The 17,514-nt window shown below is 69.9% G+C and carries 16 protein-coding genes; 5 read left to right on the top strand and 11 right to left on the bottom strand.

Annotated elements, in window-relative coordinates:
- Positions 1-227 precede the first annotated feature (227 nt).
- Positions 228-1,514: an acetyl-CoA C-acetyltransferase gene (locus ACWD3C_RS28375; RefSeq protein ID WP_451148752.1), complete on the bottom strand. Its 1,287-nt coding sequence runs from the start codon at positions 1,512-1,514 to the stop codon at positions 228-230.
- A 79-nt stretch (positions 1,515-1,593) separates the two neighbouring features.
- Between ACWD3C_RS28375 and ACWD3C_RS28370 the strand changes: the two genes are divergently transcribed.
- Together ACWD3C_RS28370 and ACWD3C_RS28365 are read left to right on the top strand one after the other, a co-directional pair.
- Positions 1,594-2,931: a 3-oxoacyl-ACP reductase gene (locus ACWD3C_RS28370; RefSeq protein ID WP_451148750.1), complete on the top strand. Its 1,338-nt coding sequence runs from the start codon at positions 1,594-1,596 to the stop codon at positions 2,929-2,931.
- A gap of 137 nt (positions 2,932-3,068) precedes the next feature.
- Positions 3,069-3,932 carry a MaoC/PaaZ C-terminal domain-containing protein gene (locus tag ACWD3C_RS28365; protein ID WP_451148748.1) on the top strand — a complete coding sequence of 288 codons (864 nt, stop codon included), beginning with the start codon at positions 3,069-3,071 and terminating at the stop codon, positions 3,930-3,932.
- Here ACWD3C_RS28365 and ACWD3C_RS28360 read toward each other — a convergent pair.
- From ACWD3C_RS28360 to ACWD3C_RS28325, 8 genes are all read right to left on the bottom strand, one after another.
- Positions 3,882-4,559, bottom strand: coding sequence for a TetR/AcrR family transcriptional regulator (locus tag ACWD3C_RS28360; RefSeq protein WP_451148746.1), 678 nt, complete (start codon positions 4,557-4,559; stop codon positions 3,882-3,884). The two genes, ACWD3C_RS28365 and ACWD3C_RS28360, sit on opposite strands and share 51 nt — an antisense overlap.
- Positions 4,560-4,733: 174 nt before the next feature.
- Positions 4,734-6,071 (bottom strand): SPFH domain-containing protein, encoded by a 1,338-nt coding sequence (locus ACWD3C_RS28355; protein ID WP_451148744.1) that lies wholly within the window; start codon positions 6,069-6,071, stop codon positions 4,734-4,736.
- Positions 6,068-7,741, bottom strand: a complete 1,674-nt coding sequence (locus ACWD3C_RS28350) for an SPFH domain-containing protein (protein WP_451148742.1) — start codon at positions 7,739-7,741, stop codon at positions 6,068-6,070. The genes ACWD3C_RS28355 and ACWD3C_RS28350 overlap by 4 nt, the downstream gene beginning before the upstream one ends.
- Positions 7,742-7,920: 179 nt before the next feature.
- On the bottom strand, positions 7,921-8,244 hold the full coding sequence (locus ACWD3C_RS28345; RefSeq protein WP_451148740.1) for a DUF4229 domain-containing protein: 324 nt from the start codon (positions 8,242-8,244) through the stop codon (positions 7,921-7,923).
- 114 nt (positions 8,245-8,358) lie between these two features.
- Positions 8,359-8,883: an N-acetyltransferase family protein gene (locus ACWD3C_RS28340; protein WP_451148738.1), complete on the bottom strand. Its 525-nt coding sequence runs from the start codon at positions 8,881-8,883 to the stop codon at positions 8,359-8,361.
- Between the two features lie 213 nt (positions 8,884-9,096).
- Positions 9,097-10,260: an aminofutalosine synthase MqnE gene (gene mqnE, locus ACWD3C_RS28335; protein ID WP_451148736.1), complete on the bottom strand. Its 1,164-nt coding sequence runs from the start codon at positions 10,258-10,260 to the stop codon at positions 9,097-9,099.
- Between the two features lie 69 nt (positions 10,261-10,329).
- Complete coding sequence (locus ACWD3C_RS28330) at positions 10,330-10,785, bottom strand: Lrp/AsnC family transcriptional regulator (RefSeq protein WP_451148734.1); 456 nt, start codon at positions 10,783-10,785, stop codon at positions 10,330-10,332.
- Between the two features lie 136 nt (positions 10,786-10,921).
- Complete coding sequence (locus ACWD3C_RS28325; RefSeq protein ID WP_451148732.1) at positions 10,922-11,623, bottom strand: UbiX family flavin prenyltransferase; 702 nt, start codon at positions 11,621-11,623, stop codon at positions 10,922-10,924.
- 109 nt (positions 11,624-11,732) lie between these two features.
- Between ACWD3C_RS28325 and ACWD3C_RS28320 the strand changes: the two genes are divergently transcribed.
- Entirely contained in the window at positions 11,733-12,356 is a 624-nt protein-coding gene (locus tag ACWD3C_RS28320) for a rhomboid family intramembrane serine protease (RefSeq protein ID WP_451148730.1), read from the top strand.
- A gap of 238 nt (positions 12,357-12,594) precedes the next feature.
- Here ACWD3C_RS28320 and mqnP read toward each other — a convergent pair whose 3' ends face one another.
- Both mqnP and ACWD3C_RS28310 read right to left on the bottom strand, forming a co-directional pair.
- A complete protein-coding gene (gene mqnP / locus ACWD3C_RS28315; RefSeq protein ID WP_451148728.1) occupies positions 12,595-13,497 on the bottom strand; it encodes a menaquinone biosynthesis prenyltransferase MqnP in 903 nt (300 codons plus the stop codon).
- A 79-nt stretch (positions 13,498-13,576) separates the two neighbouring features.
- On the bottom strand, positions 13,577-15,034 hold the full coding sequence (locus ACWD3C_RS28310; protein ID WP_451148726.1) for a menaquinone biosynthesis decarboxylase: 1,458 nt from the start codon (positions 15,032-15,034) through the stop codon (positions 13,577-13,579).
- 97 nt (positions 15,035-15,131) lie between these two features.
- Here ACWD3C_RS28310 and ACWD3C_RS28305 point away from each other — a divergent pair, with 97 nt between their 5' ends.
- Together ACWD3C_RS28305 and ACWD3C_RS28300 are read left to right on the top strand one after the other, a co-directional pair.
- On the top strand, positions 15,132-15,596 hold the full coding sequence (locus tag ACWD3C_RS28305) for a PLD nuclease N-terminal domain-containing protein (protein WP_451148724.1): 465 nt from the start codon (positions 15,132-15,134) through the stop codon (positions 15,594-15,596).
- Between the two features lie 410 nt (positions 15,597-16,006).
- Positions 16,007-16,717, top strand: a complete 711-nt coding sequence (locus tag ACWD3C_RS28300; RefSeq protein ID WP_451148722.1) for a MerR family transcriptional regulator — start codon at positions 16,007-16,009, stop codon at positions 16,715-16,717.
- The last annotated feature ends 797 nt before the right edge of the window (positions 16,718-17,514 follow it).

Genomic DNA, 17,514 nt, shown 5'->3' with positions numbered 1-17,514 from the left:
TCGTACGAGGCCTGCGTGTGGAGTTCATGTGGTTGTGGAGATGGTACGGCGCCGGGGATGTGCAGTCTCGACGGAACAGCCACGAGTGGATCTCGTATCGCACCAGGGCACGCCAAGGGCAGGTCAAGTTACCTGAGAGTTCCTCAACTTCCTTGGGAGAGTCGTGACTTCAGAGTCGCGACTTCAGGGTCTCGTGCGATCTTCACTCACTCCTCACGCGCGTTCGCTCACGGTCGTTCGAGGATCGCCGTCACCCCCTGGCCCCCGGCCGCGCAGATCGAGATCAGCCCGCGGCCCGGCGCGTCCCGTTCCGACAGCAGCTTCGCGAGCGTGGCCACGATCCGGGCGCCCGTCGCCGCGAAGGGGTGGCCGGTCGCGAAAGACGAGCCCGCCACGTTGAGGCGGGCACGGTCCACGGGCCCGAGCCCCCGCTTCTCCCAGGCCGCGAGCGTCGCCAGCACCTGGGACGCGAACGCCTCGTGGATCTCGACGAGGTCGAAGTCGCCGAGTCCGAGGCCCGCCCGCTCCAGCATGCGCGGGACCGCGTACGCCGGTGCCATCAGCAGGCCGTCCTCGCCGCCCGCCACATCACCGCCGGCGAAGTCGACGGCCGCCGTCTCGTACGCCGTCAGGTACGCGAGCGGCTCAAGACCCCGCGCCTCGGCCCACTCCTCGCTCGCCAGCAGCACGGTCGCCGCGCCGTCCGTCAGCGGGGTCGAATTGCCCGCCGTCATGGTGGGGTAGGGGTCCGCCACGCCGAACACCGGCTTGAGCGTGGCAAGTTCGGCGGTCGTCGAGCCGGGGCGGAGGTTCTGGTCGCGGGCCAGGCCGCGGAACGGTACCACCAGGTCCTCGAAGAAGCCGCGTTCGTACGCCGCCGCCAGCCGCTGGTGACTCGTCGCCGCCAGTTCGTCCTGGGCCTCCCGGGAGACACCCCAGGCGCGGGCCGTGACCGCCGCGTGGTCGCCCATCGACAGGCCGGTGCTGGGTTCGGCGTTGCGGGGGATGTCGGGGACGAGCTGCGAGGGGCGGACACGGGTCAGCGCCTTCAGGCGTGCACCCGGCGACTTCGCCCGCCTCACTTCGAGGAGGATGCGGCGCAGGTCGTCGTTCACACCGAGGGGCGCGTCGCTCGCCGTGTCCGCGCCGCCCGCGATCGCGGAGTCCGTCTGGCCGAGGGCGATCTTGTTGGCCGCCGCGATCACCGCCTGGAGGCCGGTGCCGCAGGCCTGCTGGATGTCGTACGCGGGGGTGCGGGCGTCGAGCTTCGAGCCGAGGACCGTCTCGCGGGCGAGGTTGAAGTCGCGGCTGTGCTTCAGGACGGCTCCGGCGACCAGCTCGCCCACGGCGCCCGGCCCCTGGAGCCCGTGCCGGTCGGCCAGGGCGTCCACCGCCGCCGTCAGCATCTCCTGGTTGGAGGCGGTGGCGTAGGGGCCGTCGGAGCGGGCGAAGGGGATGCGGGCTCCGGCCACGACGGCCACACGGCGGGTCGTGAGGGGCTTCAGGGGGATCATCTCGACCTTCTCCTCACCCTTGACGTAGGCTTACCTTGGGTAACCTTACTCCAGAGTAAATAAGACTGGGAGTTCAGGCATGGCCGACCGCTATCTGCGCCTCACGGGTACCGCGCCCGGTCGTTTCCTCACCCGGCGGCTCGGACTGCCGCAACCGGCGGTACTGCGCCGGTGGTCGGCCGAGCGGCCGGGACTGGAGGGGGCGGCGCTTCGGGTGACTGCGGGGAAGTCCCGCCTTGACGGTTTGGAGATCGGCTCAGGGGTCAGCTTGGGGGGCGTACTCGCTCGTACGGGGCTTGAGGTCTCCGAAGCCGCCGAGCGGCCCGCCGCCGTCGTCCTCGATGCGACGGGGGTCGCCGATGTCGAGGCCCTCGCCGAGGTGCACGCCGCCCTGCACCCCGTCGTACGGTCGGTCGCCGAGAGCGGGCGCGTGGTCGTGCTGGGCGCGCCGCTGGACGTCGACGATCACCAACAGGCCGCCGCACAGCAGGCGTTGGAGGGTTTCGCACGGTCTCTCGGCAAGGAGATCGGGCGTGGGCGGACCGTCAACCTCGTACGAGTGGCGGACCCCGGCGCCGCCGAGTCGACCCTCCGTTTCCTCCTCTCGCCCAAGTCGGCGTACGTCAGCGGGCAGGTGATCCAGGTGGGGGCCGGGGGTGCCATGGCTTCGCCGGACGGCTGGACGCGGCCCCTCGCCGGGAAGACCGCGCTCGTCACCGGAGCCGCGCGCGGGATCGGGGCGGCCGTGGCCGAGACGCTGGCGCGGGACGGGGCGCGGGTGGTGTGCCTCGACGTTCCGGCGGCCGAGGCGGAACTCGCCGCCACCGCCGCCAAGTTGAGCGGGTCCCCGCTTCCCCTCGACATCACCTCGGCCGACGCGGGCGAGCGCATCGCCGCCGAACTGCCCGACGGGCTCGACATCCTCGTCCACAACGCGGGCATCACCCGGGACCGCCGGCTCGCCAACATGGCCGCCGACCGGTGGAGTTCCGTGCTCGACGTGAACCTCGCGAGTGTGCTCCGCACGACCGACGCGCTCCTCGCCGCCAAGGTCCTGAATCCTGGTGGGCGGGTCGTTGCCACCGCCTCCATCTCGGGGATCGCCGGGAACGCCGGGCAGACCAACTACGCCGCGAGCAAGGCCGGGATCATCGGGCTCGTGCGCTCACTCGCGCCCCGTGCGCTCGCCGAGCACGGGGTCACCGTCAACGCCGTCGCTCCCGGGTTCATCGAGACCAGGATGACCGCGGCCGTGCCTCTGTTCATCCGGGAGGCGGGGCGGCGCATGAACTCCCTTGCGCAGGGCGGGCTGCCGGTCGACGTGGCCGAGACGACGGCTTGGCTCGCGCAGCCGGGGTCGGGAGCGGTGAACGGGCAAGTTGTGCGGGTTTGCGGGCAGAGCCTTTTGGGGGCTTGAGCAGCCGGTCTGGTCGAAGCTGCGGGCCGTATGCGGCTGGTCGCGCCCGCGCGGCGGAGCCGCATATGTCCACACAGCCCCGCGCCCCTACCGGGCGCGCTCATGCACAGGCAGTCGAGACAAGGGGGACCCACCCTATGCAGACCCTCACCTCCTCCCCCGGCCTCACCCCTCTCCTCGCCAAGGGCGCTCTCCTCTCTCCGTACAAGAAACTCAAGCTCCCCCACACGGCGACCGATTGGCCCCGCACCCCCCTCCGTCTCCCCGGCATCCGCATAGACCTCGCCCGCCTCGCCGCCTACGAGCGGATCTGCGGGTTCGCCACCGGCGAGGACGCCGTCCCCCTCACGTACCCCCACGTCCTCGGCTTCCCCCTGGCCATGCGGATCATGGCGAGCCGTGCCTTCCCCTTCCCGTTGCTCGGTCTCGTCCACACGTCTGTGGACATCACCCGGCACGGGGAGCTGCCCGCCACCGGGGAGTACGAACTCACCGTGTACGTCCATGAATTGGCGCCCCATCGCCGTGGCACCGAAGCCACGGTGGTGACCGAGATGCGGGCCGCCGGTGATCTCGTATGGGAGTCCAGGAGCACCTACCTGGCACGGCACCGTACGACGACAGCCCCGGTCGCCCCCAAGGCCCGCGACCGCAAGCCGCTCCCCGCCGTCACCGACTGGCGGCTCGGCGGGGACGTGGGGCGGCGGTACGGGTCCGTCTCCGGCGACCGGAACCCCATCCACCTGCACCCCCTCACCGCCCGCCTCTTCGGCTTCCCGCGCGCCATAGCCCACGGGATGTGGACCGTGGCGCGCTGTCTGGCCGAGCAGCGGCTGCCGGAGTCGGTGGCGGTGCGGGTGCGGGCGGAGTTCAGGGCGCCGGTGCTGTTGCCGGGGACGGTGACGTACGCGGCCGACGGTGACCTGTTCGAGCTGCGTACCGGCGACCGTCTACATCTCAGCGGTGAGGTGTGGACCGGCGGCCGACTCGGCGGGCGGTGACCAGGGGCGGCCCTCGATCAGTCCGCCGAGGCCCGCCCAGGCGAAGTTCATGAGGGTGGCGGCGGCCTGTCTGGCGGTGACGCCCGGGGTGGTGTTGGCCCAGGCGGCGAGGGACTCGGCGGCGCCGACGAGGGCCTCGGCGAGACCGGCGACCTCGTGTTCGGGGAGGGAGGGGTCGCGGTGGGCCTCGCGGGCGCCGGCCGCGATCAGCTCCGTGACGAACGCCACCAACTCCTCCCGCATCGCGGCCACCTCGGCCGCGAACGGTTCGCCGTGCGTACGCGCCTGGAGGTGCAGCACCGACCAGCCGTCCGGGTTCCGCGCGGTGTGCGTGAAGAACGCCCGCAGGCCTTCCCAGAGCTGACGGTCGGCGGGCAGCCCGGCCGGTACGCCCGCCCGTACGGCGCCGGTGAGTGCCTTGGCCTCGCGGCGGATGCAGGCGGTGAAGAGGTCTTCCTTCGAATTCAGATACAGGTAGACCAACGGCTTCGACACGCCCGCCAGTTCGGCGATCTCGTCCATCGAGGCAGCCCGGTATCCCCGCTGCCCGAAAATCTGTACGGCGGCATCCAGCATCTGCTGCTCACGGACGGCGCGCGGCATCCGTTTGGTCTTCACAGCACCCATGCCGATCAGCCTACGGGCCGGGAGGTCAGGCAGTACGGGCCGGGAGGGATGATCCCGCCCGGCCCATACGGCTTGCACTGCTGCTTGCACTGCTGCTTGTATTGCTGCTTGTATTGCTGCTTGTATTGCTGCTTGTATTGCTGCTTGTACTGCTGCTTGTACTGCTGCGGTGGCCTACTCCTCGCCGTCCGCCTCGTCCTCGTAGCGCACGTGTCCGTTGGACCACGGCCGCCCCTCGCCGGACGGCAGGGCCGCCAGCCGCGGCAGCAGCTGGGCGGTGAGCAGCGTCGACAGTGCGGAGGTGTCCGCGCTGGTGCCGTCCGTCCGTACGACCACCGGCTGCGGGGCCCGGCCCGCGAGCTTGGCGCCCACCTCCAGGCGACGGCGGGCCAGTTCGTACTGGAGCACGGCGCGGTTGTCGCGGTAGGCCGTGGCGAGGGCGCGCTGGGCGCGGGCCTCGTTCTCGGCGGCGATGAGCCCGCTGCGGCCCCTCGTCTCGATCTCGAACCGCACGCGCTGGGCGTTGGTCTCCTGCTGCTCCAGCAGCTGGGCGACCTCCTCGCGGGCCCGGTTCAGCGCGGCCCTGACCTCGACGATACGGGCGTCGCGGACCTTCTTCGCACGCTCGATGTCCATGCCCAGGCTGTCGATCCGGCGCTTGCGGATCAGGCCCCACTCCTGCTCGTACGCGGTGCGCTCCTTGGAGACCCGCTCCCGGGTGGCCAGGTGCTGCTGGTACTGCGTCGGCAGCTGTACGTCCGGGATGTTGGAGCCGGTGATGCGCACGCCGTAGCCGGACAGCTGACGGTTGAGCAGCTCCTGCATGTCGGCCACGTCCGAACCGCGCAGGTCGTAGGCGCGCTCGGTGCGCATCTTGCGGGCGCGCTGGCGGATCGCGTCCTGCACGGCGCTGGAGAGCACCAGGTCGAAGTTGCCCGCGCCGATGGTCCGTACGAACAGTACGGCGTCGCTGATACGGAACTTCAGGAAGAACTCGATCGAGCGCAACGGCACGTTCTCCCGCGTCGGGCAGGCCATCACCGGTGCGGAGTACGGGATTTCGGTGGCCGTGTCGACGACGAAGTCGACCCGTGACCAGGGGTGCCAGAGGTAGTGGCGGCCGGCCTCCAGGGTGCGGGTGACGGCGCCGTAGCGGGTCAGCACACCGTTGGTGCCCTGCTCGATCTCGACGATCGACGAGCGCCACCACCACAGGGCGCCGATCAGCAGCAGCACGGCGCCGCCGACGTAGGAGAGCGTGGCGAGGGCGCCGTAGGCGAAGTCCGCGGCTCCGTCGGAGTCCGCTTCCCGCAGCGACAGGAACACGCCCGTCAGCACGGCGTAGACACCGAGCCACAGCGGCAGCATCCACCACAGGCGGCGCCGGTGGCGGGGGATGATGACCGGGATCAGGGTGCCGGCCTCGCCGCCGCGCAGCAGCTGGGCGATCTCGCTCCAGGGGGCGACGGCCTCGGCGATGACCGACCGGCGGCTCATACGGGCGGTGCTCACAGCTCGGCCTCCTCGGACGGCTCGGACGACTCAGGTGCAGATGGGTTGGATACGTCGGCCGACGTGGTGCCGTCGGGCACCTGGGGCACCGTGGGCCGGTCCGCCGCCAGCAGCGCGCCGATCTCCTCCTCGCGCGAGGCGATCCGCTCGGACACCTCCGCGAGGCGGCCGCGTACGGCTGCCATGTCCTCGTCGGTGAACAGTTCCGTGCCGCGTTCGCCGACCAGCTCGCGGGCCAGCTCCAGGAAGTCGATCCCGGAGACTCCCTCGCCGTCGGTGGAACCGCCGATGCGGACCAGCCTCGGCAGGTGGTCGGCGACCTGCTCCAGTGTGTCGAGGACCTGCTGCTGGTAGCGGTACTCCAGGATCTCCGGCGCCTCCGCCGTGGTCACCGCGCGGATGTCCAGCGCCTGTGCCTCCAGCAGCGCCGCGTTGGCCTTCGCCTCCGACTCCGCCTGGACGTAGCGCTGGCGGGCCAGGGCCTCGGCGCGGTTGGTCTCGCGCTCCACCGCGGTGTCCATCTGCGCCTGGTACTGGGCGATGTCGGCCTGGATCGCGGAGAGCGTCTCCTGGCTGGAGGCGAGCTCGCGGGTCAGGTCGCCCTCGTCCTGTTCCTTACGGAGCTGGAGGGCGTACTCGTGGGTGTACGCCTCCTTGGCGACGCGCACCATCTCGGGCGCCGCCAGGTCCATGCGGTAGCGCTGGTCGGACGGCTCGGCGTGGGTGATGTTGGCGTTGGTCAGCTCTACGGCCGGGCGGAACTGCTGGTTGAGCTGTTCCAGGAGGCGTCCGGTGTCCTCGCCGACCATGTCGTAGATGCCGGCGGCTTCCTGCTCGTAGATGAGACTGCGGATCGTCTCGCTGACGGCATTGCTCAGCTTCTCCTCGAAGCCGCGCACCGCGCCCAGCGTGTAGACGAACTCGGTCGGGTCGCTGATCCGGAACTGGATGAACAGGTCGATCGACGCCTTCACGCCGCCCTTGGTCGGGGCCTCGCGCACCGGCGCGTTGAACGGGTACTCGCGCGTGGTGTTGACGATGTACGAGACCCGCTTCCAGGGGCTCAGCAGGATGACGCGGCCCGGGCCGACGACCTTCTCCAGCTTGCCGAAGCGGGTGATCATCGCCTGGCAGCCGTCGGGCACCATGACCATGCCCTGACGCCACCACACGAAGGCGACGGCGAGCACCGCGATGATCCAGTAGTGCACGCCGAACAGCGGGTTGGTGAGAACCCCGTCACCGGCCGCCCCCACGATCGACGTGCCCACCACGCCCACCACGAGCAGCATCAGCACCGGCAGCATGGAGATGAACGAGCGGCCCTTGGGGATCACCATCGGGCAGATGGCGTGCACCGCCTCGCCGCCCTCGCGGAGCTGCTCGCTTCTGCCGAGCGCCTCCCCGGCCTCGTCCAGCGGCACCGTCTTCTGCCGCATGACGGTGTCGATGGAGCCGCCCTGTTCCCGGGCCGCCGGGAAATCGGCCGGGTCCATGCCCTCTTCCTGTACTTCGTACTCGTCGCCACCGGTGCTCTGGACGCCTTCGGTACGCGTCCCCCGTCCGGTGTGGCGTCGCAGTTCCTCCTGCGCCGCCGTGCGTGGATCGGTGCCGGATGCGACGGCCTCGGCTACGCGCCGTAGGCCGCCTTGCGCCCGTGCTCGTGCCACGGTTCCCCCTATGTTGTGCGGATGTCTGCCGCTGTGCAGCTGCCTGCTCTACTGGCGTGGATTCGGTCATTCCACACCATGGTTCCGGCCGAGAGTAAGTGCCGGGGCCCGCACAGTTACCCGGTGGTATCGCTGCCGAGACGCGGAAGCGACCGTACGGCGTAGGGCGTACGGCGGAGCTACGGGACCTGGCCCTGCACGTGCCCCTGCGCCTGCCCCTGTGCGCTCGCCTCGTCGACGGCGTCGTCCTCCTGGTTGCGGTTGGCGTCCAGGTTGGCCTTGACGCGGTCGACGCGCTGGACGATCCGGACGGAGGCGCGGTCGCGCTCCTTGCGGAGGACCACGAAGCTGATGGGGGCGGAGAGCAGGAGGGCCAGCATGATCATCCACATGCCGTTGGAGGAGCCCAGGCCGCGGGGGGCGAGGCCGGAATAGACGAGGCCCCAGACGACCACGAAGCAGCCCACGAAGATTCCGAGGCGCATCAGTGTGTAGCGGAGCATCTCAATCCACTCTTCCGTTCCGAATGTTCCGAACGTCCCCATCCGAACGTTCCCAAAGGGGCACCGTCCAGTGAAACACGGTCGGGTCGCGGTCTTGCAGGGGGGTGCGCGGGCTCAGTCCAGCGGCAGCAGCATCGTGATGTCGTCCCGGTACTCGCCGGGGGCGACCCGGATGGCGCCGGGGACCCGGCCGACCTCCTTGTAGCCGCAGGCCGCGTAGAAGTGCTCCAGGCCGAGCCCGCCTCTGCAGCCGAGCCGGATCGCCTCGATACCGCCGAAGCCGCGGGCGGCCTCTTCGGCTGCGGCCAGCAGGTCGCGGCCGTATCCCTTGCCCTGATGTCCCGGGTGCACCATCACGGTGTAGAGCCAGGCCCAGTGGGTCATCAGGCGGTGCGTGTTGAAGCTGAAGAACGCGGTTGCGGCGACCCTGCCGTCGCCGTCGTACCCGACGAGCAGTCGTATCCGCCCCTCTGTGATCCCCGCGAAGTACCTCACCAGCTCCGGCCGTATCACCCCCGCCTCCACCGGCGGCACGAACCCGACGGCTCCGCCCGCGTTGGTGACGTCCACCCAGAGGTCGACGATGCCGTCGCGGAGGGTGGGGGTGATGGGTGGGTCGAGGTGGAACGTAAGGAGCATAACGGGAGATTATCTATTACAGATGCGGTTCTTCAAGAACTCTGAAGGCCGCGACGCCAGTGCCTCACCGGGGTCCCACCGCCGACCGGTTTTCACCCCCGCCGCCCCTGCCCGTTCCCATCCTCCAGGGGCGGCGCCCCTTCGACCCCGTCTGGGGGCTGCCGCCCCCAGACCCCCGCTGAGGGCGTGGGGTGGGTGGGCAAGGACCCGTCCTCAGACCCGCATCGGCTGAGGCGACTCCCGACGCCCCGCGTCGACCCCTTCGTACTCCCGGATCACCTCATACCGCGTATTCCGCTCAACCGGACGGAACCCGGCGTCACGGATGAGGTCGAGCAGGTCCTCGCGGGTCAGCTTGTTCGGCGTGCCGTAGTTGTCCGCGTCGTGGGTGATCTTGTACTCGACCACCGAGCCGTCCATGTCGTCGGCCCCGTGCTGGAGAGCCAACTGCGCGGTCTGGACGCCGTGCATGACCCAGAAGACCTTGACGTGCGGCACGTTGTCGAACAGCAACCGGGACACCGCGAAGGTCTTCAACGCCTCCGCCCCCGTGGCCATCGACGTACGGGCCTGGAGACGGTTGCGGACCTTGCCGTCCTTCATGTCGACGAAGTCGTGCTGGTAGCGCAGCGGGATGAAGACCTGGAAGCCGCCGGTCTCGTCCTGGAGCTCACGGAGCCGCAGCACGTGGTCGACCCGGTGACGCGGCTCCTCGATGTGGCCGTACAGCATCGTGCACGGGGTCTTCAGCCCCTTCTCGTGCGCGAGCCGGTGAATGCGCGACCAGTCCTCCCAGTGCGTCCGGTGGTCGACGATGTGCTGCCGGACCTCCCAGTCGAAGATCTCCGCACCGCCGCCGGTGAGGGACTCCAGACCCGCGTCGATCAGCTCGTCGAGGATCTCGGACGCGCTGAGCCCCGAGATCGTCTCGAAGTGGTGGATCTCGGTCGCCGTGAAGGCCTTCAGGGAGACGTGCGGAAGGGCCGCCTTCAGCTCGCGCAGCGACCGCGGGTAGTACCGCCACGGCAGGTTCGGATGCAGCCCGTTGACGATGTGCAGCTCGGTGAGGTTCTCGGACTCCATCGTCTTGGCGAGGCGTACGGCCTCCTCGATGCGCATGGTGTACGCGTCCTTCTCCCCCGGCTTGCGCTGGAAGGAGCAGTACGCGCACGACGCCGTGCACACGTTGGTCATGTTGAGGTGCCGGTTGACGTTGAAGTGGACGACGTCGCCGTTCTTCCGCGTCCGCACCTCGTGGGCGAGCCCGCCCAGCCAGGCCAGGTCGTCCGACTCGTACAGCGCGATGCCGTCCTCACGGGTCAGCCGTTCACCGGCCCGGACCTTGTCCTCCAGCTCGCGCTTGAGCCCGACATCCATGCCCTCACCTTTCACTACGACATCACCACGACAGACCCGCCAACCGTACGCAACCGTACGCCCCCGGCCTCAGTCCTCTTCCGGCAGCTCACCCACCCGGTTCTCCCACTTCGTGGAGAGCACGATGGTCGTCCGCGTACGGGAGACGCCCTTGGTCCCGGACAGCCGCCGGATGGTCTTCTCCAGCCCGTCCACGTCCGACGCCCGCACCTTGAGCATGTACGAGTCGTCGCCCGCGATGAACCAGCAGTCCTCGATCTCGGGCAGGTCCTTCAGCCGCTGCGCCACGTCCTCGTGGTCGACGGCGTCGGAGAGCGAGATGCCGATCAGGGCGGTGACCCCGAGGCCGAGCGAGGCGGCGTCGACGGTCGCGCGATATCCCGTGATCACGCCGGCCGCCTCCAGCCGGTTGATGCGGTCGGTGACACTGGGTCCCGACAGTCCGACGAGGCGTCCCAGCTCCGCGTAGGAGGCCCGGCCGTTCTCTCTCAGGGCCTGGATGAGCTGCCTGTCCACCGCGTCCATTGCGATCGATAGCCTTCCGCTGAAGAGTGACTGAAAGTGACGAGTGATGCTGCTGGTTACTATGAGTTACGAGCTGTGCGTTACGCAGGATTATGCGAGGCAGTGCGCGAGGACGTAGCGCGAACGGCGGTGCCCCTCAAGGCGTACGGGCCGGTCCGGGCCCGAATCCGCCCCCCAGCTCCCCCTCCCACCGCCGGTACAGCCGATGCCCCACCCCCGCCGCGTCGAGCACCCGCCCGGCGACGAAGTCCACCAGATCCTGGATGTGCGTGGCCCCCGCGTAGAACGCCGGCGACGCGGGCAGCACCACGGCCCCCGCCTCGTCCAGCGTCACCAGGTGCTTGAGCGTCTGCCCGTTCAACGGTGTCTCCCGTACGGCGACGACGAGCCGCCGCCCCTCCTTGAGCGTCACGCTCGCCGCCCGCTGGAGCAGGTCCTTGCTCAGCCCGAGGGCGACCCCGGCGACACAGGCGGTCGAGGCGGGCACGATCAGCATCCCCTTGGTGGGGTACGACCCGGACGACGGCCCGGCGGCGAGATCCCCCGGCCCCCAATGCCGTACGTCGTCGACGCGTACGTCGTCGAAGGCCTTCGGCTTCCCGTCGGCGCCCCGCGACAGCCATTCCCCGAGGTCGTCCCGCCAGTGCGCGTCCCGGAACGAGATCCCCGTCTCGTCGAGCAGCGTGAGCCGTGAGGCCCGGCTGACGACCAGGTCGACGCTCTCCCCCGCATCGAGGAGTCCACGGAGCACGGCGGCGGCGTATGGCGTGCCGGAGGCGCCGGAGACCCCTACGATCCAAGGCGTACGCGCCGTCTCTCCTGGCTTGAGTGGGTTCACGGCACCGAGCCTATCCGGCCGCGTGGGGCGGGAACCGGACGAGGGGGTCCGGCCGTTCCCCGGAGGGGACGAGAGAATGGCGGGGGTGGTGGCTGTGTCTGGTACGGGTATGGGGACGGGAACCGGCTCGGGGCCCGGCAGGGGTCCCGCGTGGACGCGCGGCGACCGCGCGAAGACGGCGGCCAAGCTGATGGTGGGCTGGGTGGCGCTGCTGTGGCTGCTCGAAGCGGTGGATGTGGCCAGCGGCCACGCGCTGGACCGGTTCGGCATCGTTCCGCGCACGTCCTCCGAGCTGGTCGATGTCGTCCCCGCCGCCTTCATCCACTTCGGCTTCGCCCACGTGGCCGCGAACAGCGTGCCGCTGCTGGTCCTCGGTTTCCTCTCGGCCCTCGGCGGTCTGCGCCGGTTCGCCGCCGTCTGCGCGCTGATCATCGTCGCCGACGGCCTGGGCGTCTGGCTCATAGCCCCGGCCCACACCAACACGGCGGGAGCCTCCGGCCTGATATTCGGCCTCTTCGGCTTCCTGCTCGTCAGCGGTTTCGTCGAGCGACGCCCGCTCGGTGTCCTCGTCGGCGTACTGATCGGCGCGGTCTGGGGCGGCTCGATCCTCGCGGGCATCGCCCCCACACAGACCGGCGTCAGCTGGCAGGGCCATCTGATCGGTCTGGTGTCGGGCCTGGTGGCGGCGTTCGTGTTCCGTCGCCGTGAAGACCCTCGGGCGCTCATGGCTTAGGGGTCCTTGCACTATGAGCGTCCGATGAGGTCGCGTGGTCTGGTGCCGTGCATCGCAAGGCGCCGGAGAGCCCTGGTAGCTCCGCTACCAGGGCTTTTCGGCAACGCAGCGAGGTGCGGTGCCAGGCCGCGCGACCCGGGCGGGCATAGTGCAAGGACCCCTTAGGGACGGCTTGGGGCCTGTCCGGCGGATCGCGATCGCGCCGGCTTCGGTCTGGCCCAGCCCCCACCCGAACGTGTCAAAGGGTCAGCCCGCGCACCATGAGGTCGATGAGCGCGCAGACGAAAAGGCTTATCCCGATGAAACCGTTCGTCGAGAAGAACGCGCGGTCGAGGCGTGACAGATCGTGCGGCCGGACAATCCGGTGCTCGTACACGAACGCCCCCGCGACAATCGCCAGCCCCAGCCAGAAGAAGCCGCCCGCGTCCGTGAGGACGGCGTACCAGACGAGGAGGGCGGTCGTGAGGCCGTGGCAGACGCGCGCCCCCCAGATCGCGGCCGGGATTCCGAAGCGGGCCGGGACCGACATGACGCCGGTCTCGCGGTCCGTCTCGACGTCCTGGCAGGCGTAGATGAGGTCGAAGCCGCCGATCCAGATGCCGACGGCCAGGCCCAGGACGACCGCGTGCCAGGACCACTCACCGGTGATCGCCAGCCAGCCGCCGACCGGACCCATGGCCTGGGCGAGGCCGAGGATCGCCTGGGGGAAGTTCGTGAACCGCTTGCCGTACGGGTACACGACCATCGGGATCACGGCGAGGGGCGCCAGGGCGAGGCACAGGGGGTTGAGCAGGGCGGCCGCGCCGAGGAAGAAGACGAGCGCGATCAGCGCACCCGTCCAGGCGTGCTTCACGCTCACGGCCCCCGTCACCAGCTCGCGCTGGGCGGTACGCGGGTTCCGGGCGTCGATCTCGCGGTCGATGATCCGGTTGGCGGCCATCGCGAAGGTGCGCAGGCCGACCATGGCGATGGTCACGAGCAGCAGCCGGCCCCAGTGGATGTTCCGGTCCACCTGGAACATGGCCGTCAGGGCGGCGATGTAGGCGAAGGGCAGCGCGAAGACCGAGTGCTCGATCATCACGAGCCGCAGGAAGGCTCTGGTGCGCCCCGGCTGAGGGATCGCGGCGGAGGCGCTGGTCACAGGCCGTACTCCGAATAACCCCCGCGTCGGCGGGGACAACCCGCGCCGGGACGGCTGCTGAGCATGATCTCCCGCCACCTCACAGCCCGTACTCCTTCCACCGCTTTGTCACCCGTTCGGCCGTATTCGGGTCGGACAGGACCATATCCGGCCAGCCGCCGTCGCGTGTGTACCCCTCCTCGGGCCACTTCTTCGTCGCGTCGATGCCCGCCTTGCCGCCCCAGAACTGCTGGTAGGAGGCGTGGTCGAGATGGTCGACCGGGCCCTCGACGACGCTGAGGTCGCGGGCGTAGTCCGTGTTGCCGAGGGCCCGCCAGGCGACCTCGTGCAGGTCGTGGACGTCGCAGTCGGAGTCGACGACCACGATCAGCTTGGTCAGGGACATCATGTGGGCGCCCCAGATGGCGTGCATGACCTTCTGGGCGTGCTTGGGGTACTTCTTGTCGATCGAGACGATCGCGCAGTTGTGGAAGCCGCCGGCCTCAGGGAGGTGGTAGTCCACGATGTCCGGCACGATGATCTTCAGCAGGGGGAGGAAGAAGCGCTCGGTGGCCCGGCCGAGGGGCCCGTCCTCCGTCGGCGGGCGCCCGACGACGATCGACTGGAGCAGCGGCCGCTTCCGCGTGGTGACGCAGTCGATGGTGAGGGCGGGGAAGGGTTCCTGCGGGGTGTAGAACCCGGTGTGGTCGCCGAAGGGCCCTTCCGGGAGCATCTTCCCCGGCTCCAGCCACCCTTCGAGCACGACCTCGGCGTTGGCCGGCACCTGCAGCGGCACGGTCTTGCAGTCGACCATCTCGATCCGCTTGCCCTGGATGAACCCGGCGAAGAGGTACTCGTCGATGTCGCCGGGGAGCGGCGCGGTGGAGGCGTACGTCACCGCGGGCGGACAGCCGAAGGCGATGGCGACCGGTAGCCGCTCTCCCTTCTTCGCGGCCACCTGGTAGTGGTTCCGGCTGTCCTTGTGGATCTGCCAGTGCATGCCGATGGTGCGCCGGTCGTGGCGCTGGAGGCGGTACAGGCCGAGGTTGCGTACGCCGGTCTCGGGGTGCTTGGTGTGGGTGAGCCCGAGGTTGAAGAAGGAGCCGCCGTCCTGGGGCCAGGTGAAGAGGGCGGGCAGGGTGTCCAGGTCGACGTCGTCGCCGTGCAGGACGACTTCCTGGACGGGTGCGTTGTCGGATTTGACCTTCTTCGGCGGTACGTGGGTCATCGCGCCGAGCTTTCCGAAGGCCTCGCGCACCCCGACGAACCCGTGCGGCAGCTCGGGCTTGAGCAGCCCGCCGATCTTCTCGCTGATCTCCTCGTACGACTTCAGCCCCAGGGCCTTCAGCAGCCGCCGGTCCGTTCCGAAGACGTTCATGGCGAGCGGCATACTCGACCCGCGTACGTTCTCGAACAGCAGGGCGGGGCCGCCGGACTTGTTGACCCGGTCGGTGATCTCGCCGATCTCCAGGTGCGGATCGACCTCCGCCTCGATGCGCCGGAGGTCGCCTTCCCGATCGAGGGCCCGGAGGAACGAACGAAGATCGTCGTAAGCCATGCGTTCCAGTATCGGGTACGCACTACTCTGGAGCCGTCACCGGGGGGCCGGACACCGCCCCCGACGGCGGCTCACATGACGGACAAGGGGATCGAACATGCTCCGGGTGCTGATGATCCTGGTGCCACTGGCACTGAGCATCTACGCGTTCATCGACTGCATCACCACTCAGGAGCAGGATGTCCGCCACATCCCCAAGCCCCTGTGGGCCATCCTCATTCTTCTCTTTCCGCTCGTCGGTTCCATCGCGTGGCTGATCGTCGGGCGTGACCGTTCGGCGGTGTCCGGCGGGGCGGGGCGCTCCGCGAAGGGGGGCTGGGTTGCTCCTGATGACAACCCCGAGTTCCTCAAGTCTCTTCGTGACGATGACGGGCGTGATGGTTCTGGGGCTTCCGGTTCTTCTGGTGCTTCCGGCTCCTCTGATGCTTCCGGTGCTCCCGAGGACGAGGTGAAGTCCGACGAGGCTCTTCTCAAGGACTGGGAGGAGGATCTGCGGCGCCGGGAGGAGGAGTTGGAGCGGCGGGAGCGGGAGAAGAGGCAGGACGGTGGGGAGGAGGGCTGAGGTCCGGCCGGGGCTGAGGCCCAGAGGGTTTCGCCCCCGCCGCCCCTACCCGTCCCATCCCCCAGGGGCTGCCGCCCCTTCGACCCCGCTTGCCCGGTAGGGGGTGGGGGAATCGGCTGTTGGGGGCTGCGGGTTGTTTGTGGCTTGTCGCGCCCACGCGGCGGAGCCGCATATCGATACAGCCCCGCGCCTCTGAAGGGGCGGCGGCCCCAGTGCCCGTACACGCTGTACACCCGTCCCTCAGTCAGTACGGTGCCAAGGTCATCGCCGTGAAGGCGGCGAGGCCGTCGCGGCCCTCCTCACGGGTGCGGTCGCCCATGGCTTCAAGTTGTTTGCTGAAGTAAGAGTTGGCGCTTTTGAGGTCGCGGCCGTGCAGAAGCCAGGATCAAGCGCCTCTAACCTTCAAACCCATGAGCAGCGAGCGGCTCCGCCCCGTCGATCTGGCCCGCCTCTCCGGTGTCTCCACTCAGCAGATCCGCAACTACGAGGAGGCCGGCGTCCTGCCCCCGGCCCCGCGCACCGAGTCGGGCTACCGCGCTTTCGGCGACGTACACCGACGCGCGCTCCTCGCCTACCGGGCGCTGGCGACGGGGTACGGCACCGTGCCCGCGGCGGAGATCATGCGAACCGTGCACGGAGGCGACGTCCCCGGAGCCCTGGCCCTGGTGGACGCGGCGCACGCCGCCCTGCACGAGGAGCGGGTGTCCCTCCGGGCGGCGAGCGAGGCGCTGGAGGCGCTGGCCGGGGAGTCGCCCCCCGCGGAGGTCCCCGGCTGCGACCTGCGGATCGGCGAGGTCGCCGGGCTCCTGGGCGTACGCACCTCGGCCCTGCGCGTGTGGGAGTCCGCCGGGTTGCTCTCCCCGGGCCGCGAGCGCGGCACGAAGTACCGTCGCTACGCCCCCGGCGACGTCCGCGACGCCCGCCTGATCCTCACCCTCCGCCGCAGCCACTACCTCTTCGCCCAGATCCGCCCCGTCCTGGACGGCCTGCGCCGCACGGGCAGCACGGATGCGCTCCGCTCCGCCATCGCCACCCGCCATACCGCCCTCACCGCCCGTACGACAGCGATGCTCGACGGCGCGGGCCACCTGCACGCGTACCTCACGTCACTCGGGCCCTGAGCCCCGCTCGGGTTTCCGAGGTCCCGTTGTTTTGGCTGTCCTGGCTGTCCTGGGTGTTCCGGGTTTCCGTTCCGTGCCGTTTTGGGTTCCGAGTGCGCTCAGTCCTCGCAGTCGCCTTCGGCGTTCGAGGGCGTCGGCTCCGGACCGGGCACGGGGTCGACCGCACCGGGCGGCTCGGCGGGAGCGGGGTCGGCCGGGGTGGTTCGGGCGCCTCTGGTGGGGTGGGGGTCTCAACAGGAGCCGGGTATGCGGGGGTTGGGGTTTCTGGGGCCGGCTGGGGCGCGGGTGATGGTGACGGTGATGGTGTCTCGGGGGTTTCGGTTTCCGGGGCTTCGGAGCCTGGGGCATTCCCCTCCGGGGCCTCGGAACCCGGAGCCTCGCCCTCAGGGGCCTTCGTGTCGGGAGCCTCGACTTCCGGAGACTCCGGCTTCAGGGACTCACCTTCCGGCGACTCCGCTCCAGGAACCTCTAACCCGGGCCTCCCCTTCCGGGGTCTCGGAGCCAGGAGCTGCGCCCTCCGGAAGCTCGGAGTTCGGGGCTTCCCCCTCCGGAGTCTCGGCCTCAGGAGCTTCCGTGCCCGGCGCCTCGACCTCAGGCGTCTCCGACTTCGGGGACTCCCCCTCCGGCGACTCCGCCCCAGGAACCTCATAACCCGGGAGTTCGCCCTCCGGACCCTCGACCTCAGGAGCTTCAACCTCCGAGGACTCCCCCTCCGGCGACTCCGCCCCAGGAACCTCATAACCCGGGAGTTCGCCCTCCGGACCCACGGCCTCAGGAGCTTCAACCTCCGGGGACTC

The organism is Streptomyces sp. NPDC002845 (genome assembly GCF_053591955.1).
Note: the sequence above shows the minus strand (reverse complement) of the source record. Positions and strands in the feature narration are given on the sequence as shown.

What these genes read in the sequence shown, in the direction of transcription:
- mqnE (WP_451148736.1), bottom strand. Translation starts at nt 10,260, where the DNA reads ATGGATGTCGGGCTCAAGCGCGAGCTGGAGGACAAGGTCCGGGCCGGT.
- ACWD3C_RS28310 (WP_451148726.1), bottom strand. Translation starts at nt 15,034, where the DNA reads ATGGCTTACGACGATCTTCGTTCGTTCCTCCGGGCCCTCGATCGGGAA.
- ACWD3C_RS28375 (WP_451148752.1), bottom strand. Translation starts at nt 1,514, where the DNA reads ATGATCCCCCTGAAGCCCCTCACGACCCGCCGTGTGGCCGTCGTGGCC.
- ACWD3C_RS28300 (WP_451148722.1), top strand. Translation starts at nt 16,007, where the DNA reads ATGAGCAGCGAGCGGCTCCGCCCCGTCGATCTGGCCCGCCTCTCCGGT.
- ACWD3C_RS28365 (WP_451148748.1), top strand. Translation starts at nt 3,069, where the DNA reads ATGCAGACCCTCACCTCCTCCCCCGGCCTCACCCCTCTCCTCGCCAAG.
- ACWD3C_RS28305 (WP_451148724.1), top strand. Translation starts at nt 15,132, where the DNA reads ATGCTCCGGGTGCTGATGATCCTGGTGCCACTGGCACTGAGCATCTAC.
- ACWD3C_RS28340 (WP_451148738.1), bottom strand. Translation starts at nt 8,883, where the DNA reads ATGCTCCTTACGTTCCACCTCGACCCACCCATCACCCCCACCCTCCGC.
- ACWD3C_RS28320 (WP_451148730.1), top strand. Translation starts at nt 11,733, where the DNA reads ATGGGGACGGGAACCGGCTCGGGGCCCGGCAGGGGTCCCGCGTGGACG.
- ACWD3C_RS28345 (WP_451148740.1), bottom strand. Translation starts at nt 8,244, where the DNA reads ATGCTCCGCTACACACTGATGCGCCTCGGAATCTTCGTGGGCTGCTTC.
- ACWD3C_RS28360 (WP_451148746.1), bottom strand. Translation starts at nt 4,559, where the DNA reads ATGGGTGCTGTGAAGACCAAACGGATGCCGCGCGCCGTCCGTGAGCAG.
- ACWD3C_RS28330 (WP_451148734.1), bottom strand. Translation starts at nt 10,785, where the DNA reads ATGGACGCGGTGGACAGGCAGCTCATCCAGGCCCTGAGAGAGAACGGC.
- ACWD3C_RS28370 (WP_451148750.1), top strand. Translation starts at nt 1,594, where the DNA reads ATGGCCGACCGCTATCTGCGCCTCACGGGTACCGCGCCCGGTCGTTTC.